This is a genomic window from Halomonas sp. (assembly GCF_033549285.1).
GTDB lineage: Bacteria > Pseudomonadota > Gammaproteobacteria > Pseudomonadales > Halomonadaceae > Halomonas.
Map to the genome: position 1 here is coordinate 18,070 of NZ_JAWSUJ010000014.1, position 24,963 is coordinate 43,032.

The window sequence follows — 24,963 nt, forward strand, 5'->3', positions numbered from 1 at the left end:
GGCATCCGTCCGGTCGGGCAGGGGCGATTGCCAACCGGAAGGATGTGTCGGCAGCTGCCCACTCGACTAATAACCAAAGGCTATTGGAAAAACGCTTTCTTATTCTCTAGTGTATTTTCCCAAAGACATCACGAACCCCGTGACGTCTTCCCTCATTTCAGCGAAACCACAGGAGCAACCTTATGCTCAAGCGCATAGCCCTTACCGCCCTGGCCGCGGGCCTGATGACCGCCGGCGGCCTGGCCCAGGCCGATGAGCACGCCATCAAGGTCGGCATGTCCGGCGGCTACTTCCCCTTCACCTTCGTCGAGCAGGACAAGCTCCAGGGCTTCGAGGTGGATGTCATGGAGGCCGTGGCCAAGGAGTTGGACGTCGAGGTCGAGTTCGTCACGGCGAACTTCTCGGGGCTGTTCGGCATGCTAGAGTCCGGCCGGATCGACACCATCGCCAACCAGATCACCATCACCGAAGAGCGGGCCGCCAAGTACGCCTTCACCGAGCCCTACGTCTACGACGGCGCCCAGGTCGTGGTCCGGGAAGGCAACGAGGAGATCGAGGGCGTCGAGGACCTGAAGGGCAGGACCGTTGCCGTCAACCTCGGCTCCAACTACGAGCAGTTGCTGCGCGAGCTGCCCTACGCCGACGAGATCGACATCCGCACCTACGAGAGCAACATCGAGCAGGACACCGCCCTGGGCCGCGTCGATGCCTTCGTCATGGACAGAGTGAGTGCCAGCCAGGTGATCAAGGAGAAGCCGCTGCCCCTGGCGCTGGCCGGCCAGCCCTTCTCCGAGATCCGCAATGCCCTGCCCTTCCGCGACACCGAGGAGGACCGCGCCCTGCGTGACCGCGTCGACGCCGCGCTTTCCAGCCTGCGCGAGTCGGGCGAACTCACGGCCATCTCGGAAGCGTGGTTCGGCACCGACATCACTCGCCCGTAAGGCGCTGCCATGCGCGTGCTCGACCTCGACTACATGCTGGGGCTGGTGCCCATCCTGCTGCGCTACCTGCCGCTGACCCTGCAGATGGCCGCCGTGGGAATGGCGCTGGCCCTGGTGCTGGCCTGCGGCCTCGCCGTGATCCGCGTGCTGCGCATCCCGGGCCTGAACGCCGCCACCCTGCTGTTCATCTCCTTCTTCCGCGGCACGCCGCTGCTGGTGCAGCTGTTCCTGTTCTACTACGGCTTGCCCCAGCTGCTGGCCTTCCTGACCCAGATCAACGGCATCACCGCCACCATCATGGGCCTGACCCTGCACTTCTCGGCCTACATGGCGGAATCCATCCGCGCCGCCATCGTCGGGGTCGATCGCAGCCAGACGGAGGCGGCACTCTCCATCGGCATGACCAACGGCCAGCTGATGCGGCGCATCGTGCTGCCCCAGGCCACGCGCGTGGCGGTGCCGACGCTGATGAACTACTTCATCGACATGATCAAGGCCACCTCCCTGGCCTTCACCCTGGGGGTCACCGAGCTGATGGGCGCCACCCAGAAGGAGGCCGCCGGCAGCTTCCTCTACTTCGAGGCCTTCATCACCGTGGCGATCTTCTACTGGGTGATCGTCGAGCTGCTGGCCTGGTTCCAGCGGCGCCTGGAAACCCGACTCAACGAGGCCTATCGCCGATGATCAAGGTAGAGGGACTCATCAAGCGCTTCGGCGGGACCGCCGTGCTCGACGGCATCGACCTGGCCATCGAGCAGGGCGAGATCATCGTGGTGATCGGCCCGTCAGGGACCGGCAAGTCGACACTGCTGCGCTGCCTGAACTTCCTCGAGCGGCCGGATGCGGGGCGGCTGACCATCGGCGACCTGGACGTCGACGTCACCCGGGCCAGCCGGGCCGACATCCTGACGGCACGGCGGCGCACGGCCTTCGTGTTCCAGAACTATGCGCTGTTCGCCAACAAGACGGCGCTGGAGAACATCGCCGAGGGACTGATCGTGGTCAATCGCTGGCCGAAGGCGAAGGCCCATGCGCGGGCCAGGGAGATCCTGGAGCGCATTGGCCTCGCCGACAAGGCCGATGCCTACCCCGCTTCCCTGTCCGGTGGCCAGCAGCAGCGAGTGGGCATCGGCCGCGCCATGGCGGCCCAGGCCGAGGTGATCCTCTTCGACGAGCCGACCTCCTCGCTGGACCCGGAGTGGGTCGAGGAGGTCCTGGGCCTGATGAAGCAGCTCGCCCGTGAGCGCCAGACCATGCTGGTGGTCACCCACGAGATGAGCTTCGCCCGGGACGTGGCGGACCGGGTGATCTTCATGGAAGGCGGTCGCATCGTCGAGCAGGGGCCGCCCGGCCAGCTCTTCGGCTCGCCCAAGGATCCCCGCACCCGGGACTTCCTGCGCAAGGTGCTGGCGACACAGGTATCACTGGACACACCTTCCTAATCCGAATGCCTGATGGCCGCGTTGTGGGCCCCGGCGGGCTTCCCGTATAGTGTTCGTACACTCTTCCAGGCCCACGCCCTCCTCGATGCCACAGCCACGCGTCCAGATCCGCCCTCGCCGCCGCCCTCCCCTGCACTTCCTGCCGCTGGGCGGCTGCGGCGAGATCGGCATGAACCTCAGCCTCTATGGCCTGGGTCGTGAAGAGAGGGGGCATGGAGAGAGGGGCCACGAGGCTGACTGGATCGCCGTGGACTGCGGCATGATGATCCGCCAGGACCTCCCGGATAACCCGCTCCAGGTCCCGGACCTCTCCACCCTGGAGACGCTGTCGATCCGTCCTCGGGCGCTGATCATCACCCACGGCCACGAGGACCATATCGGGGCCGCGGCCTGGCTGTGGCCGAGGTGGGGCTGTCCGATCCACGCCACCCCGCTGGCTGCCGGCCTGCTGCGGGCCAAGTTCGCCGAGCGCGGGCTGGCCACGGACGCCATACAGGTCATCGAGCCCGGCGAGGCACTGGAAACCGGCCCCTTCACCCTGCGCTTCCTGCCGCTGACCCACTCGATTCCGGAGAGCTGCGCGCTGCTGATCGCCGCCGGCGAGCATCGGGTGCTGCACACCGGGGACTGGAAGCTCGATCCCGAGCCGCTGATCGGGCCGCCGATCTCGGCCGCGACCTTCCGCGCCATTGCGCCCGTGGACCTGGTGGTGGGCGACTCCACCAATGCGCCGCTGCCCGGCCACTCGCGCAGCGAGGGCGAGGTGGCCGAGGCGCTGACCCACGCCATCGCCCGCTGCGAGGGACGCGTGGTGGTGAGCTGCTTCGCCAGCAACCTGGCACGGGTGCTGGCCATCGGCCGCGCGGCCGAGCGCTGCGGGCGCCGGGTCAGCCTGATGGGGCGCTCCATGGAGCGCATGGTGGGCGTGGCACGCCAGCTCGGCTACCTGGACGACCTGCCGCCGCTGGTGCCGGTGAGCGATCTCGGCTACCTGCCGCCGGAGGAAGTGCTGGTGATCGCCACCGGCAGCCAGGGCGAGCCGCGGGCCGCGCTGTCGCGTCTCTCCCGGGGGCGTCACCCCCATTTCGAGCTGATGGCCGACGATACGGTGATCTTCTCCGCCAAGGCCATCCCCGGTAACGAGCGACTGATCGAGCGGCTGAAACGCGGCCTCAAGCACTTCAGCGTGGCCATCCTCGACGACGAGAATCACCCCGAGCTGCATGCCTCGGGCCACCCGGCCCAGGACGAGCTGCGCACCTTCTATGGCTGGGTGAAGCCTCGCCATCTGCTGCCGGTGCATGGCGAACCTCGCCACCAGCAGGCCCACCAGGCCCTGGCCGAGGAGCTCGGCATAAAGGCGCCACTGGCGCCGGTCAACGGTGACCTGATCCGCCTGGATGCCGACGGGCTATCCCTGGAGGCGCGCCACCCGCAGCAGCCGCATATCGTCAGCCAGGATGCGGTCTCCGCCCTGCCCGGCCTGGGCAGCGGCGACGGGGGCAACCGCTCACGCCATGGCAGTCTCTATCTGGCCATCTCGGTGGCCGCCACCGCCACCGGCTGGACCCGCATCGGCCGGCTTATGCTGGACGCCAGCCAGACGAGCCCCATGGACGAGACCGCCTTCGCCGACTGGCTGGATGATTGCCTGGAGGAGATCCGGGTGGACTCCCTGGCGGAATTGCGCCTCGCCCTGCAGCCGAGGCTGCTCGGCTGGCTCGCCGACCACCTGCACCGGGTACCCGAGGTACACCTGCAGATACTGGCGGTGGAAGCCGAGATGCTGGGGAGGTAGAACGGAGAAGTCTCAGGTCATTAGTAGGAACGGTGCTTGCACCGCGAAGAGCGAGAATCGGCAGCCAATCGCCGTGCAAGCACGGCTCCCACACCAGGTTCAGATCATCAGTAGGAACCGACGGATTGGAGGTTCGACGCTTCGACTTGCACCGCGAAAGACAGGCAAACGGTAATTCGCCATGAAAGCCGAACTCTAAAACATCAAGCCTTGCTGGCATTCTTCGGCGGACGACCGCGCTTGCGCTTGGGCTGTTCGGTCACCAGGTCATCCAGGGAAAGGCCGGCTTCATTGATCTGTTCGCGGATCTCGGCGAGTTTCCTGGCCTTCTCGGCTTCCTCTTCCTGGCGCTGTACTTCCTCGTCCTTCTTCTGCTCGATCACCTCACCGATGACCTCGGCCAGCTTGTGGAGCTGTTCCATGCTCAGCTGGCGTGCCGCGGCACGAGCCACGTTCTTGTTGCGGGCGATGCGCTCCAGGGATTCGCTGGACATTGGCGGTCTCCATGCCGAAATTTGGACGGTTGCGTTGTGTAATGACACGTCAAAAGTATATGCACTCGCGTGACATTGGCAAGAAAAGTCGCGGGAAAAATCGACAGAAAGAAAGGGAAAATTGCCGCGCGCCGAGGCAGACAGCCGAGCGGGATTCGAGAAATGCCGGCTGGATTTCCCTCACCCACAAGCAAACGGGCGACATCTGGATGTCGCCCGTAGTGCGCTGATGCCGGCTTTCAGCCGGCTGGGGTAACGGCTCAGCCGCCGGTCATGTTCATGAAGCGGACCACCTGGACGTCGCCATCGGTGGTGAAGTGATGGCGCTCGGGCTTGAGCGGCATGGCACGCACGATGGCCTGCTTGAGCGCCTCGATATCGCCGGGGTAACGGCGCAGCACGGCGCGCAGGTCCACGGAGTGCTCGTTGCCGAGGCACAGCAGCAGGCGGCCTTCGACGGTGACGCGAACCCTGTTGCAGGTGTCGCAGAAGTTGTGGCTGTGGGGCGAGATGAAGCCGACCCGGGAATCGCTGTCGGGCATCATGAAGTAGCGCGAGGGACCGAGCGTCGACTCGGTGGTGGGAATCAGTTCGTGGCGGGCCTCGATCCGCTCCTGCACCTCGTCGCTGGAACAGAAGGTCTCGGCACGGGAGTGGTCCGACACGTCGCCCAGCGGCATCTCCTCGATGAAGCTGATGTCGAGGCCCTCGTCACGGGCGAAGTCGACGAGATCCAAGACCTCGTCATCGTTGCGCCCCTTGAGGATCACGGCATTGAGCTTGATGCGCTCGAACCCGGCGTCCCGCGCGGCACGAATGCCGTCGATGACCTTGTGCAGGTCGCCGGTGCGGGTGAGCCGACGGAAGCGGTCGGGATCCAGGGAGTCGAGGCTGATATTGAGACGCTTGAGCCCCCCCTCGCGCAGGCGAGAGGCGAACTTGGGCAGGCTCGCGCCATTGGTGGTCATGGCGAAATCCTTGAGCCCCGGCAGCGCGCCGATATCCGCGACGAGGCGATCGATGTCACGCCGCACCAGGGGCTCGCCCCCGGTCAGGCGGACCTTCTCCACGCCCATCTCGGTGAAGGCCCGGGCGACCATCGCCAGCTCCTCCAGGGTCAGCACCTGGGCACGCGGCAGGAAGGTCATCTCCTCGCTCATGCAGTAGACGCAGCGGAAATCGCAGCGATCGGTGACCGAGATGCGCACATAGCGCACTCGTCTGCCGAAGTCGTCGATCAGCTCATCGGTCATGAAGACATCTCCCAGCGACGGGCATCATGATGGTCCCCGTCGCGCTCCGAAACCCAGTAGTCCCCGCTGGCGGTGTGCTCCTTCTTCCAGAAAGGGGCGCGGGTCTTGAGGTAATCCATGATGAAGTCGCACGCCTCGAAGGCGGCGCGTCGATGCGCGCTGGCGACCACTACCAACACGATAGGGTCTGCAGGCGTGAGGCGTCCAATCCGGTGGATCACGGTCACGCCCTGAAGTGGCCAACGGGACTCGGCCTGCTCGACGATCTCGCCGAGGGCTGCCTCGGTCATGCCCGGATAGTGTTCCAGGGTCAGCGCCTGGACCTCGGGGCGCTCGTTGAAGTCACGCACCAGGCCGGTGAAGCTCACCACCGCTCCGATGTCGCTGCGCCCCTCGAGCAGGGCGCGCTGTTCAACGCCCGCATCGAAGACGCTTTCCTGCACGCGGATCATCGCTAGCCTCCGGTCACCGGGGGGAAGAAGGCGACCTCGTCGTTGTCGGTCAGCGGCGTGGCATCGCCGGCCATCACCTGATTGACGGCGCACAGCACGCGCCCCTGGTCGAGGCCCTCGAAGCGCGGATCCAGGGCCTTGAGCGCTGTCTTGAGGCCGGCCACGTCGGAGCTCGGCAGGCGGTCGACCGGCACCGAGACATCGCCGACCCCGAGGCGCTCGCGCAGCTCGGCCAGGCACTTGACGCGGATGCAGGGCGCGGCAATGTCGCAACGCTGCCCCACCGAGACCTCACCGGAGGTCCCTTCGCCGGTAACGATGGGCGACGGGGCGGACTCGATGACGGAGGGGGTCACTGCTCGCTCCCCCCGGGCCTCGTCGCGACGGTAGTCACCGGACTTGCCGCCGGTCTTGGTGTCGAGGTGGATGGCGCCGATCTCCATGCCCTTGTCCACGGCCTTGCACATGTCATAAAGGGTCAGGCAGGCCACCGAGACCGCGGTCAAGGCCTCCATCTCCACCCCGGTCCGCCCGTTGAGGCGGCAGGTGGCGGTGACATGGACACAGGACTCGGGCTCGTCGAGCTCGAAGTCGATGGCGACCTTCGACAGTGCCAAGGCATGGCAGAGCGGGATCAGCTCGTGGGTGCGCTTGGCGGCCTGGATGCCGGCGATGCGCGCCGTTGCCAGCACGTCGCCCTTGGGCAGGCCACCCTCGGAAAGCAGCGCCAGGGTCTCGGGCTGCATGCGGATAAGGCCCGAGGCGCTGGCCTCGCGGCGGCTCTCCGGCTTGTCGGCGACGTCGACCATGTGGGCCTCGCCGCGGGCGTTGAGATGGGTCAGGGACGGGTTGGACAGAGGCATGGGGGTCAGCGTCTCATGGCAGTCGATGAAGGGGTTGGATGCTCACCGTCTCGCCCGGGGCCGCCCCCTCGCGGTCGTCGGTGAGCTCGATCAGGCAGTTGGCCGCCACCATCGAGGAGAGGATCCCGGAGCCCTGGGCGCCGGTGCTGCGCACATGCAGGCGGCCCTCGGCGTCGGCGTGGTAGCGGCCGCGCAGGAAGTCGGTGCGCCCAAGACGACTCTTCAGGGCCTCGTCGGCGATGGCGACAAGGCGCACGGGCTCCTGCTCCGGCCTTCCCTGCAGCTTGGACAGCAGCGGCGCCACGAATTGCAGGAAGGTGACCATCACGGCCACCGGGTTGCCGGGCAGCCCCAGGAAGGGCACGCCCCGCTCCCCCAGCAGGCCACAGGCCAGCGGGCGCCCGGGACGGATGGCGATGCGCCAGAAGGCCAGGCGGCCGACCGCTTCCAGCGCCGCGCGGGTGAAGTCGGCATGGCCCACCGACACGCCGCCGCTGGTGATCACCATGTCGGCCCGCCCGGCGGCATCGTCCAGGGCAGCGACCATGGCCTCCCGGTCGTCGGGGAGGATGCCCAGGTCGATCGTCTCGGCGCCCTGCTCGGCCAGCAGGCCGGCCAGGGTATGGCGGTTGGCATCGAAGATGCCCGCCGGGGGCAGCGCCTCCCCCGGAGCGGTGACCTCGTCGCCGGTGGAGAAGATCGCCACCCGCGGGCGACGATGCACGCTCGCATCAATCAGACCCAGGGAGGCCAGCAGGCCCAGCTCGGCTGCCCCCAGCCGGGTCCCGGCACGCAGCGCCGTCTGGCCCCGGGCTATGTCCTCGCCGGCCTGGCGCACATGCTGGCCACGCCTGACGCGCTCCGCTTGGTGCACCACCACCGTCTCGCTTACCTCCTCGAGCTGCTCGAGCATGATCACGGTATCGGCCCCCGGCGGCAGTGGCGCCCCGGTAGTGATGCGTACGCACTCGCCCTCTCCCGGCGCCTCCTCGAGGCGGCTGCCGGCCAGCACCTCGCCGACCACTCGCCACTCGCCGGGCCACTCGTCGTCTGTTGGCCAGGCCAGGGCGATGCCGTCCATGGCGGCATTGGTGTTCTGGGGCACGTCGATGGGCGAAACGACATCTTCTGCAAGCACTCGGCCGTGGAGTTCGGCCAGCGCCACCCGTTCGACGGGCAGCGGCGCCTCGACGAGGCCGGCCAGACGGGCCCGCGCCTCCGCCACCGGCAGCATGCGCTCGCCAAGGTCGAAGCAGGAGAGCGTCATGGCGCGGCCCTCTCACCACGGGCACCACGGGTACGCTCGCGGGGCTGTTGACTCGCCGGCCAGCGGGCGGGCCAGGCGGCGATCCAGTCGGTCAGGGCCTCGAGGTCATTGAGGTCCAGCGCCTCGACGCCCTCGGGCAACGCGAGGCGCGCGTCACTGGCCACCGCGCGCACCCACCGGTCCTCGGCGACGCGCAGCGACTTGCCCACCTCGGGGCGATAGAGCTCGAGCTTGGGCAGCGGCCAGGCCTTGAAGCCCTCCACCAGCACCAGGTCGGGATGCTGGGGGCGCACCATGTCGATGAGCTCGGCGAGATCGGCCTCCTCGCGCCCGGGGGTCTCCATCATCAGCGCCACCCGGGCGCGGGAGGCCACCAGCATCGGCGAGGCGCCGGCCTGGCGCAGGCGGTGGCTGTCCTTGCCGGGTTGGTCGACATCGAAGGCGTGGTGGGCATGCTTGATCACCGCTACCCGCAGGCCCCGCTCGCCGAGGCGCGGCAGCAGCTGCTCCAGCAGGGTGGTCTTGCCGGTACCGCTCCAGGCGGCGATGCCGAGCAGTGGCAGTTCGTCGTCGAACGACAGGCTCTCGGGTACGCCATCGCTCATGGGCTCAGGGGCTCCTTCTTTCCTCCGGGGCCTGAGGCTCCCTCGCTCAGGGCGCGCTCGAGCCGCTGCTTCTCGTCATCGGTATTGAGGTTGGCGAAGGCGTCCGGGCAGTCGCTGACGTCCACCCGGCACCAGGCGTGGCGAGCGTACCAGCGGTCGATCTTGCGCTCGCCGTCGGCCAGGGCCGCCGCCAGGTCATCCGCCAGGGCGGTGCGGATCAGCGCCACCACCGGATGCAGTCGCTCGCCGTCGAAGGCCACGGCGATATCGCACTTGCCGATGTCGGCCACCAGGCGCTCCACCAGGTCATGGGGCAAGGCCGGGCTGTCGCAGGGCACCACCAGCAACCAGGGGGTGTGCGCGGCCCGCAGGCCGCTGTAGATGCCCATCAGCGGGCCCTGGAAGCCGCCTTCGGCATCCAGGATCACGCGGTCCGCCAGCGGTGCATAGGCCTCGGCATTGCGGTTGGCGTTGATCAGCACTTCGGCGACCCGCCCCGCCAGGCGCTCGCGAACATGGGCCACCAGCGGGCGTCCGGCGAAGGGTTCGAGCCCCTTGTCGCGACCGCCCATCCGGCGCCCCTGGCCGCCGGCCAGGATCAGGCCGGTCAGCTCGTCTCGGGTGATCATTGGCGCTCCTGACGAATCGGTCATGTCGTAGTCATGATGCCTCAGCAAGGCGGCGGGTGCCATGCCGGCCGTCCACGCTGGCGCCCTGCCCTGACGCCGGTCAAGCCGTGGCTTATCCCCGTGCCGCCAAGGAGGTACACTATGTTGAAAATATTCCACGAATGCGGCATTCACCGCGGTAAGGACCGATCCATGCAAGAGGCATTCGATGTAGGCGCCCGGCTAAAGCAGCTGAGGCTTTCGCGCGGGCTGTCACAGAGAGAACTGGCCAAACGGGCCGGCGTCACCAACAGCACCATCTCGCTGGTCGAGCAAAACAACGTCAGCCCGTCGGTGAGCTCGCTGAAGAAGATTCTGGACGCACTGCCGGTGTCGATCAGCGCCTTCTTCGCCGGCGACGAGCCCAGCCAGCCGCAGCCCTTCTATCGCCGGGACGAACTGACCGATATCGGCGATGGCAGGCTTTCCTGGCGGCTGGTCGCCGCCCGACGCCCCGACCGGCGCATGTCGATCATCCACGAGCGCTACCCGCCCGGGGCCGACAGCGGCGAGGAGATGCTGGAGCACGACGGCGAGGAAGGCGGGGTGGTGATCTCGGGGCAGATCGAGATCACCGTGAACGGCGAGGTGGGGGTGCTGGGCGCGGGCGACGCCTACTATTTCGACTCCCGCCTGCCCCACCGCTTCCGCAACCCCGGCAACGAGGAGTGCGTGATCGTCAGCGCCAGCACCCCGCCGACCTTCTCCGACGCGGGCCAGGAGCAGCATCACGCCTGAGCGGGGTCACTCCTCCTCGGCGCGGGGCAGAACCCAGTTGAGGACGATGCCCACCAGGGCGGCGAGGCTGACCCCCTGGAGGGTGAACTGGCCATTGCCGAACTGCATGCCGCCGATGCCGAAGACCAGCACCAGCGAGACCACCACCAGGTTGCGCGGCGCGGTGAGCGGCTTGCCCGCCCGCACCAGGGTGTTCATGCCCACCACGGCGATGGAGCCGAAGAGCAGGGTCATGATGCCGCCCATCACCGGCCCCGGGATGGTCTGCAGCAGCGCACCGAGCTTGCCGACGAAGGCCAGGACGATGGCGATGCAGGCGGCGACCACCATGATCCGGGGGTTGAAGGCACGGGTCAGGGTCACGGCCCCGGTGACCTCGGAGTAGGTGGTATTGGGTGGTCCGCCGAAAATCGCCGCCGCGGTGGTGGCCAGGCCATCGCCCAGCAGGGTGCGATGCAGGCCGGGCTTCTCCAGGTAGTTCCTGCGCGTCACCGAGCCGATGGCGACCATGTCGCCGATATGCTCCACCGCCGGGGCGATGGCGACCGGGATCATGAAGAGGATCGCCGCCCAGTGGAAGCTCGGCGCGGTGAACGACGGCAGCGACAGCCAGGCCGACTCCTGCACCGGGGTGAAGTCCACCACCCCCATCACCAGCGCCAGCATATAGCCCGTGACGATACCGCCCATGATCGGGATCAGGCGGATCAGGCCGCGACCGAACACCGCCAGCACCAGGGTGACCAGCAGGCTTGCCATGGAGAGGAAGATCGCCGCGCCATAGCCGATGTTCTCGCTGGTCTCGCCGGTGGCCATGTCCACCGCCACCGGGGCCAGTGCCAGGCCGATCACCATGATCACCGGCCCCACCACCACCGGGGGCAGCAGCCGATGCAGCCAGGCAGTGCCCTTGAGGCGCACGAACTGCGAGATCACCACATAGACCAGGCCGGCCGCCATCAGCCCACCCAGGGTGGCGGGAATGCCGTAGTTCGCCACCGAGCCCTGGATGGGCGCGATGAAGGCAAACGACGAGGCCAGGAAGACCGGCACGCTGACCCGGGTCACGCCATGGAAGATCAGGGTGCCGATGCCCGCGGTGAACAGCGCCACATTGGGATCCAGGCCGGTAAGCAGCGGCACCAGCACCAGGGCGCCGAAGGCCACGAAGAGCATCTGCGCCCCGGTCAGCAGGGTGCGTAACGGGGAGTCGGTGGGCATGGCGGCCGCCGCCGAGTTGTCGGTCATGGTCCAGGGCTCCGGAAAGGTCGAGGGAAACAGGTCGCGCGGCATTCTACCAGCCTGGCTGCCCCTTAGCTTCTCGTGCCTCAACGCTTTGCTGCGCTATCGCAGTAGCTGCCATCGCTCAGGGCTGACCTGTCGGCAAGCCTGCGAGGAGGCGCTGTGAATACCTCCCTGTACGCTACCGACGCCATCCATGGCGTAGGACCTCCTCTTCGGCTTGCCCCCAGCGCCCTCTCGCTTTTCGTAACTGCGATAGCCCTTTCAAAACTCAGGTGTTGCCGTCTCCAGATACTCCTGCAGGCGTGCCTCGGCCTGGTCGTCGAAGAGGATCTCGCAGGCCTCGCGCAGTCCCGGCGAGTAGCGGATGCTCTCCTCGGGCACCACCAGCGAGACCTTGGCGCGGCGCCTCAGGAAATCCTCGAGCTTGGTCACCATCTCGCGGCGCCTGGCCAGTTTCAGCTCGCAGCGCAGGTACTCGGTGCCCTCGATGAGCACCTCGCCCTGGCGCGGGTCCTGGCGGATATCCTCGAGCATCTCCAGCGCCTGGGCGCCATAGCGGCGCCAGAGTCGGGTGCTGAGCGGCTCGGAGGCCTCGGCGCGGGTCATCGCATCCAGGTCCATGAGTCGCGCCTGGTGCATGAAGGCCTCACGCACCGAGCTATCCGGCTCCCCGTACCAGCGCGCCTGCGGGTAGGGGATCTCGATGCCGAGCCGCCGGACCTCCTCCACCACCTCCTCGCCGACATTGAGACAGTCGGTCAGCTTGCCGCCGAAGATGCTCAGGTGGCGCCTCTCGCTGTCGATATCGATGGCATGCTTGCGCGACAGGTTGAGGAAATCCCGGTCGCCGCCCCCGCTGGGCTTGACGGCCAGGGGCCGCACGCCGCAGCGGGTGGCGATGATGTCCTCCTTGCCCAGCGGGGTCTCGAGCTCGAGTCGCGTATTGATGTTGTCGAGCACGAAGCGGATGTCCTCCTCCGTGGCGCCGACCTCGGGCTTCTCGACCCGGGTATCGGTGGTGCCGATGCAGGTGCGCGGCCCCATGGGGATGACGAAGAAGAGTCGACCGTCGTCGGCGAAGAAGGCCAGCACGCGCTTGCTGTCGGTCAACCTGGGCACGATCAGGTGGATGCCCTTGGAAAAGACATGATGGTGGTCGGTCTGCTGCCCCGAGAGGCTGTTGTGCTGGTCGACCCAGGGCCCGGCCGCGTTGATCAGCACCCGGGAGCGAATCTCGAAGGACCTGTCATCGGTACGATCCCGCACCGTGGTGATCCAGCAGTCGCCCTCGCGTCGCGCCCCCAGTGACTCGACGTAGTTGGCCGCCACGGTGCCGAAATCCAGCGCGCCACGCACGAAATTGAAGACGAAGCGCGCGTCATTGTCGTGCAGGTAGGCATCGGAATACTCGAAGCCTCCCTGGGCATTGCGGGTATCGATGATGGGCTCCCGCGCCTTGATCCCCTCGGGTCGCAGGTAGTTCGGCCTGCGCGTGAAGGCACTGCCCATCAACCAGTAGAGCCAGGTGCCTGCCCAGGGATAGAGCGGATGATGGCGAAATCCCCTGTTGATGGTGGTCAGGAAGCGGATCTCCTGCACCGTGGAGGGGTAGCTCCTTATCAGGTGGTTGCGACTCTTGCACAGCTTGCGCACCAGCTTGAAGTCGCCGCTCTCCATGTACTTGATGCCGCCCCACACCAGGTTGGAGGAGTGCATGCTGGTGCTGCCGGCGAAATCACCGCGGTCGATCAGGGCGACCTTGGCCCCCTTCCCGCTCAGCGCCGCCGCCGCCGAGGCGCCGTTGATGCCGCCGCCGATGACCAGTGCATCGAAGGTCTGGCCGGGGAGCTTGCGGATGTTGTTCTCTCTGAGTTGCATGTCTGGCCCTTCTTCAAAGCAACGGGCCCCACTCGGACTGCACCGAGCGGGGCCCTCCCGTTCAGGCAACCGGTTACACGGAGTGATAGTTACCCGGGCGCGCCCGGGGCAAAGGTGGGCGGGTCAGGCGACCCGCCCGCCCATCATTCGCGGGAACCGGCGGCCATCCACGCCTCCATCATCTCGTCGTAGGGAACGGTGGTACCCTGCGGCATCTCGTCATCCAGCTTCGCCTTGGGCGAACCCGGCTCGTCGAGCCATTCCTGGGGATCCCGCTCCTCGTTGAGGTTGGGGGCATAGGTCTCGAAGACACTGGCCCGTGCCAGGCGCGCCATGATGCTGTCGAGGTCCCCGGCCAGGTTGTCGAGCGCCTCCTGGGGCGTGATCTCGCCATTGACCGCCGGCGCGAGGTTCTGCCACCACAGCGGTGCCATGCGCGGGTAGTCCGGCACGTTGGTGGAGGACGGCGTCCAGTTGGACTCGTTGGGGCTGCGGTAGAACTCCACCAGGCCGCCGAGCTTGGGGGCCATCTCGCTCATCTGGTCGGAGAACACGTCCGACTCGCGGATCGGCGTGAGGCCTTCCATGAGCTTCTCCAGGGAGACCGTCTTGGAGACGGTGAACTGGGCGAACAGCCAGGCGGCGGTACGGCGATCCTCCGGGGTGGAGTCGAAGAAGGTCCAGGACCCCACGTCCTGATAGCCGACCTTCATCCCCTCTTCCCAGTACGGGCCGGTGGGCGAAGGCGCCATGCGCCACTTGGGATTGCCCTCCTCGTCGGTGACCGGGAGGGAGGGGTCGGTCATGTCGGCGGTGAAGGCGGTGTACCAGAACATCTGCTGGGCGATGTTGCCCTGGGCGGGAACCGGCCCGGCCTCGCCGAAGGTCATGCCGCTGGCCTCGGGTGGGGCGTACTTCTCGAGCCAGTCCACCATCTTGGTCACGGCGAACACCGAGGCCGGCGAGTTGGTGGCACCGCCGCGGGAGACGCTGGCGCCGACCGGCTCACTCTCCTCGTTGACGCGGATGCCCCAGTCGTCCACCGGATTGCCGAACGGCACGCCGGGGCTGCCCATGCCCGCCATGGAGAGCCAGGAGTCATGGAAACGCCAGCCCAGCGACGGGTCGCGGCGTCCATAGTCCATGTGGCCATAGACCTTGGTGCCGTCGATCTCGCCCACGTGCTCGGTGAAGAACTCGGCGATGTCCTGGTAGGCGGTCCAGTTGGTCGGCACCCCCAGGTCATAGCCGTAGATGTCGCGGAACTGTTCCTGGAGGTCCTCGCGCTGGAACCAGTCGTAGCGGAACCAGTAGAGGTTGGCGAACTGCTGGGTAGGCAGCTGGTAGATGCTGCCATCCGGGCCGGTACCGTACTGCAGGCCGATGAAGTCATCGAGATCCAGGGTCGGCAGGGTGTAGTCGGCCCACTCGTTCTCCATGGCGTTGGAGATGTTGACGGTGGTGCCGTAGCGGATATGGGTGCCGATGGCGTCGGAGTCGTTGACGTAGGCATCGTAGATGTTGCGCCCCGACTGCATCTGGGTCTGCATGTTGTTGACCACATCACCCTCGCCGATGATGTTGTGGGTCACCTCGATGCCGGTCAGTTCGCTGAACGCCTCGGCCAGCACATCCCGCTCGTAGATATGCGTGGTCAGGCCCTCGGCGACGGTGTTGATCTCCATGTCGCGGAAGGGCTCTGCCGCCTTGGCGAACCACATCAGTTCCTCGATCTGCTCCTCGCGGGAGAGCGTCGAGTTCTGGAAGTGTTCATCGACCAGGCGTTCGGCGATGGCGCGCGCGTCATGGTTGTCGGCGTGCAGGACCGGGCTTGCCAGCATGACACCGGCCGCCAGGAGAGAGAGTCGCATTGTTGTCGCTTTCATGTTGACCTCTTTGGTTGTCGTCGTCCGTCCCTGGACATTCGGCTCCATGCGTTTCTGTCAGCCCCAGCGCATCAGGACCAGTAGCCAGAGCACCGATGCCCCCAGGGCCAGCCAGATGCTGAGCGGGGTGAAGCCCACCACCACCAGGTGGATATAGGCCGCGGAGAGCAGCCCGATGAAGAGCCGGTCACCGCGGGTGGTCGAGATCGGCAGGAAGCCCTTGCGCTCGACCGTCGGCGAGATGACCTCCCAGGCCGTCATGCCGGCCAGCATGGCGGCGATGACCGCGAAGAAGACCGTGGTGGGAGTGGTCCAGACCATCCATTCCATGTCGCGTCCTCCTCAGGTCCGGCCCAGGGCAAAGCCCTTGGCGATGTGGTTGCGCACGAAGTAGACCACCACGATGCCCGGCAATATCGTCAGCGTGCCAGCGGCGGCCAGCGCCCCCCAGTCGATCCCGGAGGCGCCCTTGGTCTGTGTCATCACCGAGGCGATGGGCTGGGCGCCGGTGGAGGTCAGGGTGCTGGCCAGCAGCAGTTCGACCCAGGAGAACATGAACAGGAAGAACAGGGTCACGCCGATGCCCGAGCTGATCATGGGGATGAAGATCTTCACGAAGAACTTCGGGAAGCTGTAGCCATCGATGAAGGCCGTCTCGTCGATCTCCTTGGGGACTCCGCTCATGAAGCCCTCGAGGATCCAGACCGCCAGCGGGATGTTGAACAGGCAGTGGGCCAGCGCCACCGCGACATGGGTGTCGAACAGCCCGACGGTGTAGTAGAGCTGGAAATAGGGCAGCAGGAAGACGGCCGGCGGCGCCATCAGGTTGGTCAGCAGCCAGAAGAACAGGTGCTTGTCGCCGATGAACTTGTAGCGGCTGAAGGCATAGGCGGCCGGCAGCGCCACCGCGATGCTGATCAGCATGTTCATCAGCACGTAGGTGATCGAGTTCACGTAGCCCATGTACCAGCTGGACTGGGTGAGGATCTTGGCGTAGTGCTCGAGGGTGAAGTTCTCGGGCCAGAGGGTCAGTCCGCCGAGGATCTCGGTGTTGGACTGGAAGGACATGTTGAGCAGCCAGTAGATCGGCAACAGCACGAACACGATATAGGCGGTCATGAGCCCCCGGCGGCGCCATTGGCGGGAGGCCGGGCGCGCCTTGCGACGACGCCGGTTGTCGGCGGCCGCGGCCCGCTGGCGAACGGCGTCGGGGGTCGTGGGCAATGCATCACTCATGTCATGCCTCCTGGTTGTTGTCGTCTTTCTGCATGTTCATGATCGCGGTGTAGAACACCCAGGTGACCAGCAGGATGATCAGGAAGTAGATCAGCGAGAAGGCGGCCGAAGGGCCCAGGTCCTGCTGGCCGATGGCCATGGTCGTCAGCGACTGGCTGAGGAAGGTGGTGGAGCTGCCGGGGCCCCCGCCCGTGAGCACGAAGGGCTCGGCGTAGATCATGAAGGAGTGCATGAAGCGCAGCAGCACGCCGATCACCAGCACGTTGGTGAGCTTGGGCAGCTGGATGTAGCGGAACACGGCCCACTTCGAGGCGCGGTCGATGCGCGCCGCCTGGTAGTAGGCATCGGGAATCGAGCGCAGGCCGCTGAAGCAGAGCAGCGCGATCAGCGGCGTCCAGTGCCAGACATCCATCAGGATGATGGTCGCCCAGGCATCCACCGGGCTCGCCGTGATGTTGTAGCCATAGCCGAGCTCACGCAGGCTCCAGCCCATCAGGCCGATATCGCCCCGGGTGAAGATCTGCCAGATGCTGCCCACCACGTTCCAGGGAATCAGCAGCGGCATGGTCACGAGGATCAGCACGGCCGAGGCCTGCCAGCCCTTCTTGGGCATGATCAGGGCGATGCCGATCCCCAGCGGCACCTCGATGGCCAGCACCGTCAGCGAGAAGGCAAACTGGCGCGCCAGGGCGGCCTGCAGGGCCGGGTCGTTGAGCATCTCCTTGAACCACTCGGTGCCCGTGAAGAAGCGCGTATTGGCATCGAAGACGTCCTGGACCGAATAGTTCACCACGGTCATCAGCGGGATGACGGCCGAGAAGGCCACCAGCAGCAGCATGGGCAGGATCAGCCACCATGCGCGGTTGTTGTAGACCTTGTTCATTGTTCGATCTCCACGCGGTACTCGTCGACGTAAAGGCCGAGTCGCTCGTCGGGAAAGCGCAGCCATGCCTTGCCGGTGGGCGTCGCCTGGTCCTCCTCGATGCGCGCCTTGAGGGCCATGCTGCCCAGCGTCAGATAGACGATCGAGTAGGTCCCCAGGTCCTGGGCGTGATCCACCCGGGCCTCCATGCCCCCCTCGACCGGTTCGGCATGCACCTCGATGAATTCGGGACGGATACCCAGCTTGATGTTGGTGGTACGGGCACGGGCCACGGCGTCATGGACGCCCTGCCCGACCGCAAGCGGGGTGTCACCGGCCATCACGCGCCCCTCTCGGGTCGTCACCTCCAGGAAGTTCATGCCCGGACTGCCGATGAAGTAGCCCACGAAGGTGTGGTTGGGCCTCTCGAAGAGCTCCCTGGGCGTGCCGAACTGCACCACCTGGCCCTCGTACATCACGGCGATCTTGTCGGCGAAGGTGGAGGCCTCGAGCTGGTCGTGGGTCACGTAGACCATGGTGATCTCGAAGCGCTGGTGGATCTCCTTGAGCTTGCGGCGCAGCTTCCACTTGAGCTGGGGGTCGATGACGGTGAGCGGCTCGTCGAAGAGGATCGCCGAGACGTCCTCGCGCACCAGCCCCCTGCCCATGGAGACCTTCTGCTTCTCGTCGGCGGTGAGGTTCTTGGCCTTGCGCTTGAGCTGGGCGGTGAGCTCCAGCACGTCGGCGACTTCCATGACCCGCTCGTGGACCCGGGCCTCGGGGGTCTTCACGTTGCGCAGCGGAAAGGCCAGGTTGTCGTAGACCGTCATGGTGTCGTAGATGACGGGGAACTGGAAAACCTGGGCGATGTTGCGCGCCTCGGGGGGCAGCGAATTGACCACTTCCCCGTCGAAGAGCACCTCGCCGCTGGAGGGTTCCAGCAGGCCCGAGATGATGTTGAGCAGGGTCGACTTGCCGCAGCCCGAGGGCCCGAGCAGCGCATAGGCCCCCCCCTGGTGCCAGACATGGTCCATCTCGCGGATGGCATAGTCCTCCGGCGACTGGGGGTCGGACAGGTAGGTATGGGCCAGGGATTTCAGGGTGATCTCTGCCATGTCACATTCCCCCCAGGTGCGTCGGTATATGCACCACCGCCCCCTGGCGGTCGAAGGCATAGACCTTGTGGGTCGGGAAGTAGAGCGTCACGGGCGCATCGACGTCGAACTCGTGGACCCCCTCGAGGTGCACCGTCATGTGGAAGAGGTCGTTGTGCACGTGAAGGAAGGTCTCGGAACCGCTGATCTCCGCCAGGTCGACGGTCATCTTCACCTCGATGTCATCCTTGGCCCGGGGGGTGAGCGAGATATGCGAGGCGCGCACACCGAACCGGTACTCACCCGGTGCCAGGCTGCGCAGGTCGTCGTTGATGGGGAAATGCAGCGTCTTGTCGAAGGTCACCTCGGTCCCGGAGATGATCCCCTTCACGATGTTGATCGGGGGCTCGGAAAACATCTCGGCGGTCAGGATGTCGCCCGGACGGTGGTAGACATCTTCCGTCCGGCCATACTGCAGCAGGCGCCCTTCATGGAGCACGGCGGTGTTGCCCCCCAGGGCCAGGGCCTCGGCGGGCTCGGTGGTGGCATAGACGGCGATGCAGTTGCGTTCGCTGAACACGCTGCGCAGCTCGTCGCGGAATTCCTCGCGGAGCTTGTAGTCGAGGTTGACCAGCGGCTCGTCGAAGAGCACGACATCGGCATCCTTCACCAGCGCACGCCCCATGGCGGTCCGCTGCTGCTGACCACCGGAGAGCTCGAGGGGCAGGCGATCGAGCAGGTGCTCGATATGCAGCATCTCGGCAACTTCCCGCACCCGCCGGTCGATCTCGGCGCGCGCGACCTTGGCAAGCTTCAGGGGCGAGGCGATGTTGTCGTAGACGGAGAGGGCCGGATAGTTGATGAACTGCTGGTAGACCATGGAGACGTTGCGCTTGCGCACCGAGCGCCCGGTCACGTCTTCGCCGTCCATCAGGATTCGCCCCCGGGTCGGGGTATCGAGGCCCGCCATCAGCCGCATCAGAGTGGTCTTGCCGGCCAGGGTCCTTCCCAGCAGGACGTTGAAGGAGCCCGGCTGGAGCTCCAGGTTCACGCCCGAGATGTGAGTGGCGCCACCGACCACATGGTCGATGTTATCTAGGATCAAGGACATACAGATCTCGACGGTTCGTTGTTATGTGATGGGTTCGGAGACTGCTGAACACAACCTAGTCGAGATTCGCTTTCAAACACAAATGTCGCCAACCGAAAATACCGGGGATCGGCGCAACAATTGCTTAAAGAGCAGATTAAAACTCTGTTTTTGATGGTCTTTACTTTTCCCTTGAACTTTTGTCTAACGGGCTGGATCAGGAAGAGGGAAAATACGGATAGAGGTAGCGTGTCAATAATGATCGAAAACGAACATTCGCCAACATCGCGAGACGCTCAGCGACAGGTGGGAGGGTAAACGACAATGCCATCCCCCGCGACAGGGGGACTCGTCGCGGAGGCTGGCGTCAGGAAGGCGTTCGGGGTGGAGACGTAGCGCCGTTCAGCGGGTACCGAAGATCTTGTCGCCCGCGTCGCCCAGGCCGGGGACGATATAGCCGTTCTCGTCCAGGTGGTCATCCACCGCCGCGGTGTAGAGCTCGATGTCCGGATAGCTGTCCTGAACCCGCTTGATACCCTCGGGGGCGGCCACCAGCACGATGACCTTCATGTGCTTGCAGCCGCGCTCGCGCAGCATGTCCAGGGTGGCGACCATGGTGCCACCGGTGGCCAGCATGGGGTCGATGACGATGGCCATGCGCTCGTCCAGGTCGCCCGCGAACTTGGCGAAGTAAGGCACCGGCTCCAGCGTCTCCTCGTCACGGTAGAGCCCCACCACGCTGACCCGGGCACTGGGGATCAGGTCGGTGACGCCGTCGAGCATGCCCAGCCCCGCGCGCAGGATCGGCACGATGGTGACCTTCTTGCCCTTGAGCAGCTGCACGGGGATCTTCTCGCCGCTCCAGCCGTCGATCTCCTGCTCCTGGAGCTCCAGGTCGCTGGTCGCCTCGTAGGTGAGCAGCTTGGCCAGCTCGCCGGCCAGTTCGCGGAAGCTCTTGGTGCTGATGCCGGCTTCGCGCATCAGGCCGAGCTTGTGCTGGACCAGGGGATGCTGGATGGCATGGACGCTCATGGGGGACCTCTTGGACGGCGGTAAGTACGTGGCGACTATCGTCGGATGGACAGCAACGACAAATTGCCGGCCATTCTAACCGCATCCCGCGTTGAGGTTAAGGCTGAGCGGGAAGCTGCCAGTCGATGGGCGCGCGCCCGTGCTCGGCCAGAAAGGCGTTGGCCCGGGAGAAGTGGTGGTTGCCGAAGAAGCCGCGGTGGGCGGAGAGCGGCGAGGGATGCGGAGATTCCAGCACCAGGTGGCGCGAGGTATCGACCAGCGCCTTCTTCTTGCGGGCCGGGCTGCCCCACAGCAGGAACACCGAGGGCTCGGCATGCTCGCTCACCGTGGCAATGGCACGGTCGGTGAAGGTTTCCCAGCCCTTGCCGCGGTGCGAGCCGGCATCGCCCTGCTCCACCGTCAGCGAGGTGTTGAGAAGCAGCACCCCCTGGCGCGCCCAGGACTCGAGATTGCCATGATCCACCGGCGTGAAGCCCACATCCGCCTGCAGCTCCTTGTAGATGTTGACCAGCGACGGGGGGACGCGCACGCCGGGGCGCACCGAGAAGCACAGCCCATGGGCCTGGTTCGGCCCGTGGTACGGGTCCTGCCCGAGGATCACCACCTTGACCCGGTCCAGCGGGGTCAGGTCGAAGGCGCGGAACCAGTCGGCCGAGTGCGGGTAGATCACCTTCCTGGCGGCCTTCTCGGCCGCGAGGAAGTCGCGCAGCGACTGCATGTAGGGCGCCTCGAACTCGTCGCCCAGCCACTGCTGCCAGCTGTCGGGAAGCGGACAGGCCATGGCTCAGCGCTTCGCCTGGTCGACCAGCGGCTCGACGTAGGCCACGCCCATGTCCCAGGGGAACTGGATCCAGCAGTCCTGGGCGACCTCGGTGAGGTACTGGTCGACCAGCGGCTTGCCCTCGGGCTTGGCATAGATGGTCACGAAGTGGGCCTTCGGCAGCATCTCGCGCACGGCCTTGGCGGTCCGGCCGGTATCGACCAGGTCGTCGACCAGCAGCCAGCCCTCGCCCTCGTGGTCGACCCCCTTCATCACCTCCAGGCCGCCCTGATCCATGTGGTCGTAGCTCTTGACGCAGACGGTATCGATCAGGCGCACGTTGAGCTCGCGGGCGATCAGCGCCGCGGGAATCAGCCCTCCGCGGGTGATGGCGATGATGCCCTTGAAGTCACGCTCGATCAGCCGGTGGCAGAGCTCGCGCACGTCGCGATGCAGCTGGTCCCAGGAAACGGTGAAGTGCTGGTGGTAGCGATGGGTACTCATGACGTTCACTCGTCCTCGGTGAAGGAGCAGACCGAGAAGACCCCGTAGCCCGCCTCACGGATGCGCTCGGAGCCACCGAGATCCGGCAGATCGACGATGGTGGCGGTCTCCACGACCTGTCCGCCGCTGCGGGTGATCAGCTTGGCCGCGGCCAGCATGGTGCCGCCGGTGGCGATCAGGTCGTCGACGATCAGGATGCGATCTCCCTGCTGGAAGGCGTCGGAGTGCAGCTCCACCTCGGCCTCGCCGTACTCAAGGGTATAGGTCTCGCTGATCGTGCGGAACGGCAGCTTGCCCTTCTTGCGCACCGGCACGAAGCTGCAACCCAGTTCGTAGGCGAGCGGTGCGCCGATGATGAAGCCGCGGGCATCGATGGCGGCGATGGCGTCGAGGTCCATCTCCTGGTAACGATGCACGAAGCTGTCGACCAGCTTGCGGAAGGCCGCGCTGTTCTGCAGCAGCGGCGTGATGTCGCGGAAGTTGACGCCCGGCTGCGGCCAGTCGGGAACCGTGCGGATCACGGACTTGATGTAGTCGCCGTAGATGCTCATCAATACGAGTCTCGGTGAGTGAGTGCAATCAGTATGGTTCAGTCGAGGAACAGGAACTTGCCGGCAAACAGCAGGGCCAGCACGATCACCGCGGGATTCAGGTCCTTGAAGCGCCCGGAGAGCGTCTTGATCGCGGTGTAGCTGATGAAGCCCAGCGCGATGCCCTCGGCGATCGAGAAGGTCAGCGGCATGGCAAGCGCAGCGATCAGCACCGGCGCGGCGTCGGTCGGGTCCTCCCAGTTGGCGTGGGCCAGGCTGCCGGCCATCAGCACCGCCACATAGAGCAGGGCCCCGGCGGTGGCGTAGGCCGGGATGGAGCCCGCCAGCGGCGCGAAGAACAGGCTGATCAAAAACAGCACCGCCACCACCACGGCGGTCAGGCCGGTGCGCCCGCCCGAGGCGATACCGGCGGTCGACTCGATGTAGCTGGTGGTGGTGGAAGTCCCCAGCACGGCCCCCGCCATGGACGCGCCACTGTCGGCCATCATCGCGCGACCGATGCGCGGCAGCTTGCCGTCCTTGTCCAGCAGGCCGCCCTTGTGGGCCACGCCGACCAGGGTGCCGGAGGTATCGAAAAGGTCGACGAACAGGAAGGCGAAGATCACGCTGAGCATCGCCACGTCCAGGGCGCCGGCCAGGTCCAGGGCCATGAAGGTCGGCGCGATGGAGGGCGGCATGGACATGAAGCCGCCGAACTCGTTGTGACCAAGGAGCATCGCCAGCACGGTGACGCCGAGGATGCCGATCATCACCGCCCCGGTGACCTTGAGGTAGGCGAGCGCGGTGATCACGAAGAAGCCCAGCAGCGCATAGAGAGCAGCGGGTTCGGAGAGATCCCCGAGTGCCACGTAGGTGGCCTCGTTGGCCACCACGATGCCGGCATTCTTCAGCGCGATCATCGCCAGGAACAGGCCGATGCCCGCGGCTATCCCTAAGCGCAGGGAGAGCGGGATCGAGTTGATGATCCACTCGCGAACCCGGAAGATGCTGAGCAGGAAGAAGATGAAGCCGGAGAAGAAGACCGCGCCCAGCGCCGCCTCCCAGGTGTAGCCCATGCCCAGCACCACGCCGTAGGTAAAGAAGGCGTTGAGGCCCATGCCGGGCGCCTGGGCGATGGGGTAGTTGGCCCACAGCCCCATGATCAGGCAGCCCACCGCGGCGGCCAGACAGGTGGCGACGAACACGGCACCATAGTCCATGCCGGCCTGGGAGAGGATGCTCGGGTTGACGAAGATGATGTAGGCCATGGTCAGGAAGGTGGTGATCCCGGCGATGACCTCGGTCTTCACATCGGTCTTGTGCTCGACCAGCTTGAACTGGTTGTCGATCAGGCGTTTCAGCATGGTTGTCGTTCCTGCGCGCGTGGACATTGCGATGGTCCCTGGGTGCGAGAAAGCCCGCGAGAAAAGCCGCCTATGGTACCCAAAGCCTTCGCATGTGGCGAGGCACCCGGGTGACCACAGGCAGCACGGTCCCACCCAGTTAAGCAACTTGCGGACCATTATCCACCCGACCCACCAACGCAGACTTGACGGGGCGGTCAGGTTCTTTCGTATCGCGTCACACGCCACGCGCTTCCAGCACCCGCTCCACCGTCTCGACGATGGCCTGGGTCTGGGGGTCGATCTCGATATTGATGGCGTCTCCCGGGACCCGATCCACCAGGATGGTACGGGCCAGGGTCTCGGGGATCAGGTCGACGCAGAAGCGCGGGCCGTGGTCAGTGGTGGCCGGTTGCACCTGACCGATGGTCAGGCTGATGCCGTCCACTCCTATATAGCCCTTGTCGAACAGGAACCGGCCCAGTGCATGGGGCACCTCGAACCAGAGGCGGCGATTGTTGGGGGCCTCATCGAGCTCGACCAGCTCGGCCAGCGCCATCACGTGGCCGGACATCGCATGACCGCCGATCTCGTCGCCGAAACGCGCCGCCCGCTCGATATTGACGCGGTCGCCCACCGTCACCGCACCGAGATTGGTCACCCGCAGGGTCTCGCGCATCAGGTCGAAGCTCACCCGCTCGCCATCGATGGCGGTGACCGTGAGACAGACGCCGTTGTGGGCTACCGAAGCGCCCAGCGCCAGCCCCTCGCGCAGCGCTGCCGGCAGCGCCAGCACATGGGTGCGAAAGGCCTCCGCCTCATGGATGGCCACCACCTCGGCGGTGCCCTGTACGATGCCTGTGAACATGAACGCTCCTCGTGCTGGCCGGCCGCGACCGGGTCGGGGAAAGAGCGCCAGTCTAGGAAACCCCGGGGACGACGTCCATGGCAGCAAGGGGCAAGGGGCAAGGGGCAAGGGGCA

26 protein-coding genes are annotated in these 24,963 nt (G+C 66.1%); 5 read left to right on the forward strand and 21 right to left on the reverse strand.

From position 1 onward, the window contains the following. Positions 1-182 precede the first annotated feature (182 nt). The 4 genes from SCI24_RS05025 to SCI24_RS05040 all read left to right on the forward strand — a co-directional run bounded on the left by SCI24_RS05025 (position 183) and on the right by SCI24_RS05040 (position 4,181). A complete protein-coding gene (locus SCI24_RS05025) occupies positions 183-941 on the forward strand; it encodes an amino acid ABC transporter substrate-binding protein (protein WP_318724339.1) in 759 nt (252 codons plus the stop codon). A 9-nt stretch (positions 942-950) separates the two neighbouring features. Continuing rightward, a complete protein-coding gene (locus SCI24_RS05030) occupies positions 951-1,625 on the forward strand; it encodes an amino acid ABC transporter permease (RefSeq protein WP_318724340.1) in 675 nt (224 codons plus the stop codon). Then, on the forward strand, positions 1,622-2,383 hold the full coding sequence (locus tag SCI24_RS05035; protein WP_318724341.1) for an amino acid ABC transporter ATP-binding protein: 762 nt from the start codon (positions 1,622-1,624) through the stop codon (positions 2,381-2,383). The genes SCI24_RS05030 and SCI24_RS05035 overlap by 4 nt, the downstream gene beginning before the upstream one ends. Before the next feature lie 169 nt (positions 2,384-2,552). Then, on the forward strand, positions 2,553-4,181 hold the full coding sequence (locus SCI24_RS05040) for a ribonuclease J (protein WP_412929072.1): 1,629 nt from the start codon (positions 2,553-2,555) through the stop codon (positions 4,179-4,181). 203 nt (positions 4,182-4,384) lie between these two features. Here SCI24_RS05040 and SCI24_RS05045 read toward each other — a convergent pair whose 3' ends face one another. From SCI24_RS05045 to mobA, 7 genes are all read right to left on the reverse strand, one after another. Further along, a complete protein-coding gene (locus SCI24_RS05045; RefSeq protein ID WP_133633719.1) occupies positions 4,385-4,675 on the reverse strand; it encodes an H-NS histone family protein in 291 nt (96 codons plus the stop codon). 260 nt (positions 4,676-4,935) lie between these two features. After that, entirely contained in the window at positions 4,936-5,928 is a 993-nt protein-coding gene (gene moaA, locus SCI24_RS05050; RefSeq protein WP_318724343.1) for a GTP 3',8-cyclase MoaA, read from the reverse strand. Beyond that, positions 5,925-6,380: a molybdopterin synthase catalytic subunit MoaE gene (moaE, locus tag SCI24_RS05055; RefSeq protein WP_318724344.1), complete on the reverse strand. Its 456-nt coding sequence runs from the start codon at positions 6,378-6,380 to the stop codon at positions 5,925-5,927. Before moaE ends, moaA begins: the two co-directional genes overlap by 4 nt. Before the next feature lie 2 nt (positions 6,381-6,382). After that, positions 6,383-7,243 carry a cyclic pyranopterin monophosphate synthase MoaC gene (gene moaC / locus SCI24_RS05060; protein WP_318724345.1) on the reverse strand — a complete coding sequence of 287 codons (861 nt, stop codon included), beginning with the start codon at positions 7,241-7,243 and terminating at the stop codon, positions 6,383-6,385. A 13-nt stretch (positions 7,244-7,256) separates the two neighbouring features. Next, a complete protein-coding gene (gene glp, locus SCI24_RS05065) occupies positions 7,257-8,510 on the reverse strand; it encodes a gephyrin-like molybdotransferase Glp (protein ID WP_318724346.1) in 1,254 nt (417 codons plus the stop codon). Continuing rightward, complete coding sequence (gene mobB, locus SCI24_RS05070) at positions 8,507-9,115, reverse strand: molybdopterin-guanine dinucleotide biosynthesis protein B (RefSeq protein ID WP_318724347.1); 609 nt, start codon at positions 9,113-9,115, stop codon at positions 8,507-8,509. Before mobB ends, glp begins: the two co-directional genes overlap by 4 nt. Continuing rightward, on the reverse strand, positions 9,112-9,744 hold the full coding sequence (gene mobA, locus SCI24_RS05075) for a molybdenum cofactor guanylyltransferase MobA (protein ID WP_318724348.1): 633 nt from the start codon (positions 9,742-9,744) through the stop codon (positions 9,112-9,114). Before mobA ends, mobB begins: the two co-directional genes overlap by 4 nt. Positions 9,745-9,936: 192 nt before the next feature. Between mobA and SCI24_RS05080 the strand changes: the two genes are divergently transcribed. Then, positions 9,937-10,521 (forward strand): cupin domain-containing protein, encoded by a 585-nt coding sequence (locus tag SCI24_RS05080; protein ID WP_318724349.1) that lies wholly within the window; start codon positions 9,937-9,939, stop codon positions 10,519-10,521. A gap of 6 nt (positions 10,522-10,527) precedes the next feature. Here the strand turns inward: SCI24_RS05080 and SCI24_RS05085 are convergent, their stop codons facing one another. The 14 genes from SCI24_RS05085 to SCI24_RS05150 all read right to left on the reverse strand — a co-directional run bounded on the left by SCI24_RS05085 (position 10,528) and on the right by SCI24_RS05150 (position 24,849). Then, the gene (locus SCI24_RS05085) at positions 10,528-11,769 is read right to left on the reverse strand and encodes a uracil-xanthine permease family protein (protein ID WP_318724350.1); all 1,242 of its coding nucleotides are present in this window, start codon (positions 11,767-11,769) and stop codon (positions 10,528-10,530) included. Positions 11,770-12,027: 258 nt separating this feature from the next. Further along, positions 12,028-13,644 (reverse strand): glycerol-3-phosphate dehydrogenase/oxidase, encoded by a 1,617-nt coding sequence (locus SCI24_RS05090; protein ID WP_318724351.1) that lies wholly within the window; start codon positions 13,642-13,644, stop codon positions 12,028-12,030. A 143-nt stretch (positions 13,645-13,787) separates the two neighbouring features. Continuing rightward, entirely contained in the window at positions 13,788-15,530 is a 1,743-nt protein-coding gene (locus tag SCI24_RS05095) for an ABC transporter substrate-binding protein (RefSeq protein ID WP_318724352.1), read from the reverse strand. 57 nt (positions 15,531-15,587) lie between these two features. Continuing rightward, the gene (locus SCI24_RS05100) at positions 15,588-15,860 is read right to left on the reverse strand and encodes a DUF2160 domain-containing protein (protein ID WP_133637362.1); all 273 of its coding nucleotides are present in this window, start codon (positions 15,858-15,860) and stop codon (positions 15,588-15,590) included. 12 nt (positions 15,861-15,872) lie between these two features. Next, the gene (locus SCI24_RS05105) at positions 15,873-16,766 is read right to left on the reverse strand and encodes a carbohydrate ABC transporter permease (RefSeq protein WP_318724353.1); all 894 of its coding nucleotides are present in this window, start codon (positions 16,764-16,766) and stop codon (positions 15,873-15,875) included. Position 16,767: 1 nt separating this feature from the next. Beyond that, a complete protein-coding gene (locus SCI24_RS05110) occupies positions 16,768-17,649 on the reverse strand; it encodes a sugar ABC transporter permease (RefSeq protein ID WP_318724354.1) in 882 nt (293 codons plus the stop codon). Beyond that, on the reverse strand, positions 17,646-18,743 hold the full coding sequence (locus SCI24_RS05115; protein ID WP_318724355.1) for an ABC transporter ATP-binding protein: 1,098 nt from the start codon (positions 18,741-18,743) through the stop codon (positions 17,646-17,648). Before SCI24_RS05115 ends, SCI24_RS05110 begins: the two co-directional genes overlap by 4 nt. A gap of 1 nt (position 18,744) precedes the next feature. Beyond that, the gene (locus SCI24_RS05120; protein ID WP_318724357.1) at positions 18,745-19,833 is read right to left on the reverse strand and encodes an ABC transporter ATP-binding protein; all 1,089 of its coding nucleotides are present in this window, start codon (positions 19,831-19,833) and stop codon (positions 18,745-18,747) included. A 381-nt stretch (positions 19,834-20,214) separates the two neighbouring features. Next, positions 20,215-20,844, reverse strand: coding sequence for a uracil phosphoribosyltransferase (gene upp, locus SCI24_RS05125; protein ID WP_318724358.1), 630 nt, complete (start codon positions 20,842-20,844; stop codon positions 20,215-20,217). 97 nt (positions 20,845-20,941) lie between these two features. Continuing rightward, a complete protein-coding gene (gene ung / locus SCI24_RS05130; protein ID WP_318724359.1) occupies positions 20,942-21,625 on the reverse strand; it encodes a uracil-DNA glycosylase in 684 nt (227 codons plus the stop codon). Between the two features lie 3 nt (positions 21,626-21,628). Then, the gene (gene gpt, locus SCI24_RS05135; RefSeq protein ID WP_318724360.1) at positions 21,629-22,108 is read right to left on the reverse strand and encodes a xanthine phosphoribosyltransferase; all 480 of its coding nucleotides are present in this window, start codon (positions 22,106-22,108) and stop codon (positions 21,629-21,631) included. Between the two features lie 5 nt (positions 22,109-22,113). Continuing rightward, entirely contained in the window at positions 22,114-22,659 is a 546-nt protein-coding gene (locus SCI24_RS05140; RefSeq protein WP_318724361.1) for an adenine phosphoribosyltransferase, read from the reverse strand. A 38-nt stretch (positions 22,660-22,697) separates the two neighbouring features. Beyond that, positions 22,698-24,002 (reverse strand): NCS2 family permease, encoded by a 1,305-nt coding sequence (locus SCI24_RS05145; protein WP_318724362.1) that lies wholly within the window; start codon positions 24,000-24,002, stop codon positions 22,698-22,700. A gap of 217 nt (positions 24,003-24,219) precedes the next feature. Next, positions 24,220-24,849 carry a riboflavin synthase subunit alpha gene (locus SCI24_RS05150; RefSeq protein ID WP_318724363.1) on the reverse strand — a complete coding sequence of 210 codons (630 nt, stop codon included), beginning with the start codon at positions 24,847-24,849 and terminating at the stop codon, positions 24,220-24,222. Positions 24,850-24,963: the final 114 nt, after the last annotated feature.

What these genes read in the sequence shown, in the direction of transcription:
- ung (WP_318724359.1), bottom strand. Translation starts at nt 21,625, where the DNA reads ATGGCCTGTCCGCTTCCCGACAGCTGGCAGCAGTGGCTGGGCGACGAG.
- SCI24_RS05090 (WP_318724351.1), bottom strand. Translation starts at nt 13,644, where the DNA reads ATGCAACTCAGAGAGAACAACATCCGCAAGCTCCCCGGCCAGACCTTC.
- SCI24_RS05040 (WP_412929072.1), top strand. Translation starts at nt 2,553, where the DNA reads ATGAACCTCAGCCTCTATGGCCTGGGTCGTGAAGAGAGGGGGCATGGA.
- SCI24_RS05145 (WP_318724362.1), bottom strand. Translation starts at nt 24,002, where the DNA reads ATGCTGAAACGCCTGATCGACAACCAGTTCAAGCTGGTCGAGCACAAG.
- moaA (WP_318724343.1), bottom strand. Translation starts at nt 5,928, where the DNA reads ATGACCGATGAGCTGATCGACGACTTCGGCAGACGAGTGCGCTATGTG.
- moaE (WP_318724344.1), bottom strand. Translation starts at nt 6,380, where the DNA reads ATGATCCGCGTGCAGGAAAGCGTCTTCGATGCGGGCGTTGAACAGCGC.
- SCI24_RS05120 (WP_318724357.1), bottom strand. Translation starts at nt 19,833, where the DNA reads ATGTCCTTGATCCTAGATAACATCGACCATGTGGTCGGTGGCGCCACT.
- moaC (WP_318724345.1), bottom strand. Translation starts at nt 7,243, where the DNA reads ATGCCTCTGTCCAACCCGTCCCTGACCCATCTCAACGCCCGCGGCGAG.
- SCI24_RS05115 (WP_318724355.1), bottom strand. Translation starts at nt 18,743, where the DNA reads ATGGCAGAGATCACCCTGAAATCCCTGGCCCATACCTACCTGTCCGAC.
- glp (WP_318724346.1), bottom strand. Translation starts at nt 8,510, where the DNA reads ATGACGCTCTCCTGCTTCGACCTTGGCGAGCGCATGCTGCCGGTGGCG.
- SCI24_RS05095 (WP_318724352.1), bottom strand. Translation starts at nt 15,530, where the DNA reads ATGAAAGCGACAACAATGCGACTCTCTCTCCTGGCGGCCGGTGTCATG.
- SCI24_RS05100 (WP_133637362.1), bottom strand. Translation starts at nt 15,860, where the DNA reads ATGGAATGGATGGTCTGGACCACTCCCACCACGGTCTTCTTCGCGGTC.
- SCI24_RS05110 (WP_318724354.1), bottom strand. Translation starts at nt 17,649, where the DNA reads ATGAACAAGGTCTACAACAACCGCGCATGGTGGCTGATCCTGCCCATG.
- SCI24_RS05035 (WP_318724341.1), top strand. Translation starts at nt 1,622, where the DNA reads ATGATCAAGGTAGAGGGACTCATCAAGCGCTTCGGCGGGACCGCCGTG.
- SCI24_RS05045 (WP_133633719.1), bottom strand. Translation starts at nt 4,675, where the DNA reads ATGTCCAGCGAATCCCTGGAGCGCATCGCCCGCAACAAGAACGTGGCT.
- SCI24_RS05140 (WP_318724361.1), bottom strand. Translation starts at nt 22,659, where the DNA reads ATGAGCATCTACGGCGACTACATCAAGTCCGTGATCCGCACGGTTCCC.
- mobA (WP_318724348.1), bottom strand. Translation starts at nt 9,744, where the DNA reads ATGATCACCCGAGACGAGCTGACCGGCCTGATCCTGGCCGGCGGCCAG.
- SCI24_RS05150 (WP_318724363.1), bottom strand. Translation starts at nt 24,849, where the DNA reads ATGTTCACAGGCATCGTACAGGGCACCGCCGAGGTGGTGGCCATCCAT.
- SCI24_RS05025 (WP_318724339.1), top strand. Translation starts at nt 183, where the DNA reads ATGCTCAAGCGCATAGCCCTTACCGCCCTGGCCGCGGGCCTGATGACC.
- SCI24_RS05085 (WP_318724350.1), bottom strand. Translation starts at nt 11,769, where the DNA reads ATGACCGACAACTCGGCGGCGGCCGCCATGCCCACCGACTCCCCGTTA.
- gpt (WP_318724360.1), bottom strand. Translation starts at nt 22,108, where the DNA reads ATGAGTACCCATCGCTACCACCAGCACTTCACCGTTTCCTGGGACCAG.
- SCI24_RS05080 (WP_318724349.1), top strand. Translation starts at nt 9,937, where the DNA reads ATGCAAGAGGCATTCGATGTAGGCGCCCGGCTAAAGCAGCTGAGGCTT.
- SCI24_RS05030 (WP_318724340.1), top strand. Translation starts at nt 951, where the DNA reads ATGCGCGTGCTCGACCTCGACTACATGCTGGGGCTGGTGCCCATCCTG.
- mobB (WP_318724347.1), bottom strand. Translation starts at nt 9,115, where the DNA reads ATGAGCGATGGCGTACCCGAGAGCCTGTCGTTCGACGACGAACTGCCA.
- SCI24_RS05105 (WP_318724353.1), bottom strand. Translation starts at nt 16,766, where the DNA reads ATGAGTGATGCATTGCCCACGACCCCCGACGCCGTTCGCCAGCGGGCC.
- upp (WP_318724358.1), bottom strand. Translation starts at nt 20,844, where the DNA reads ATGAGCGTCCATGCCATCCAGCATCCCCTGGTCCAGCACAAGCTCGGC.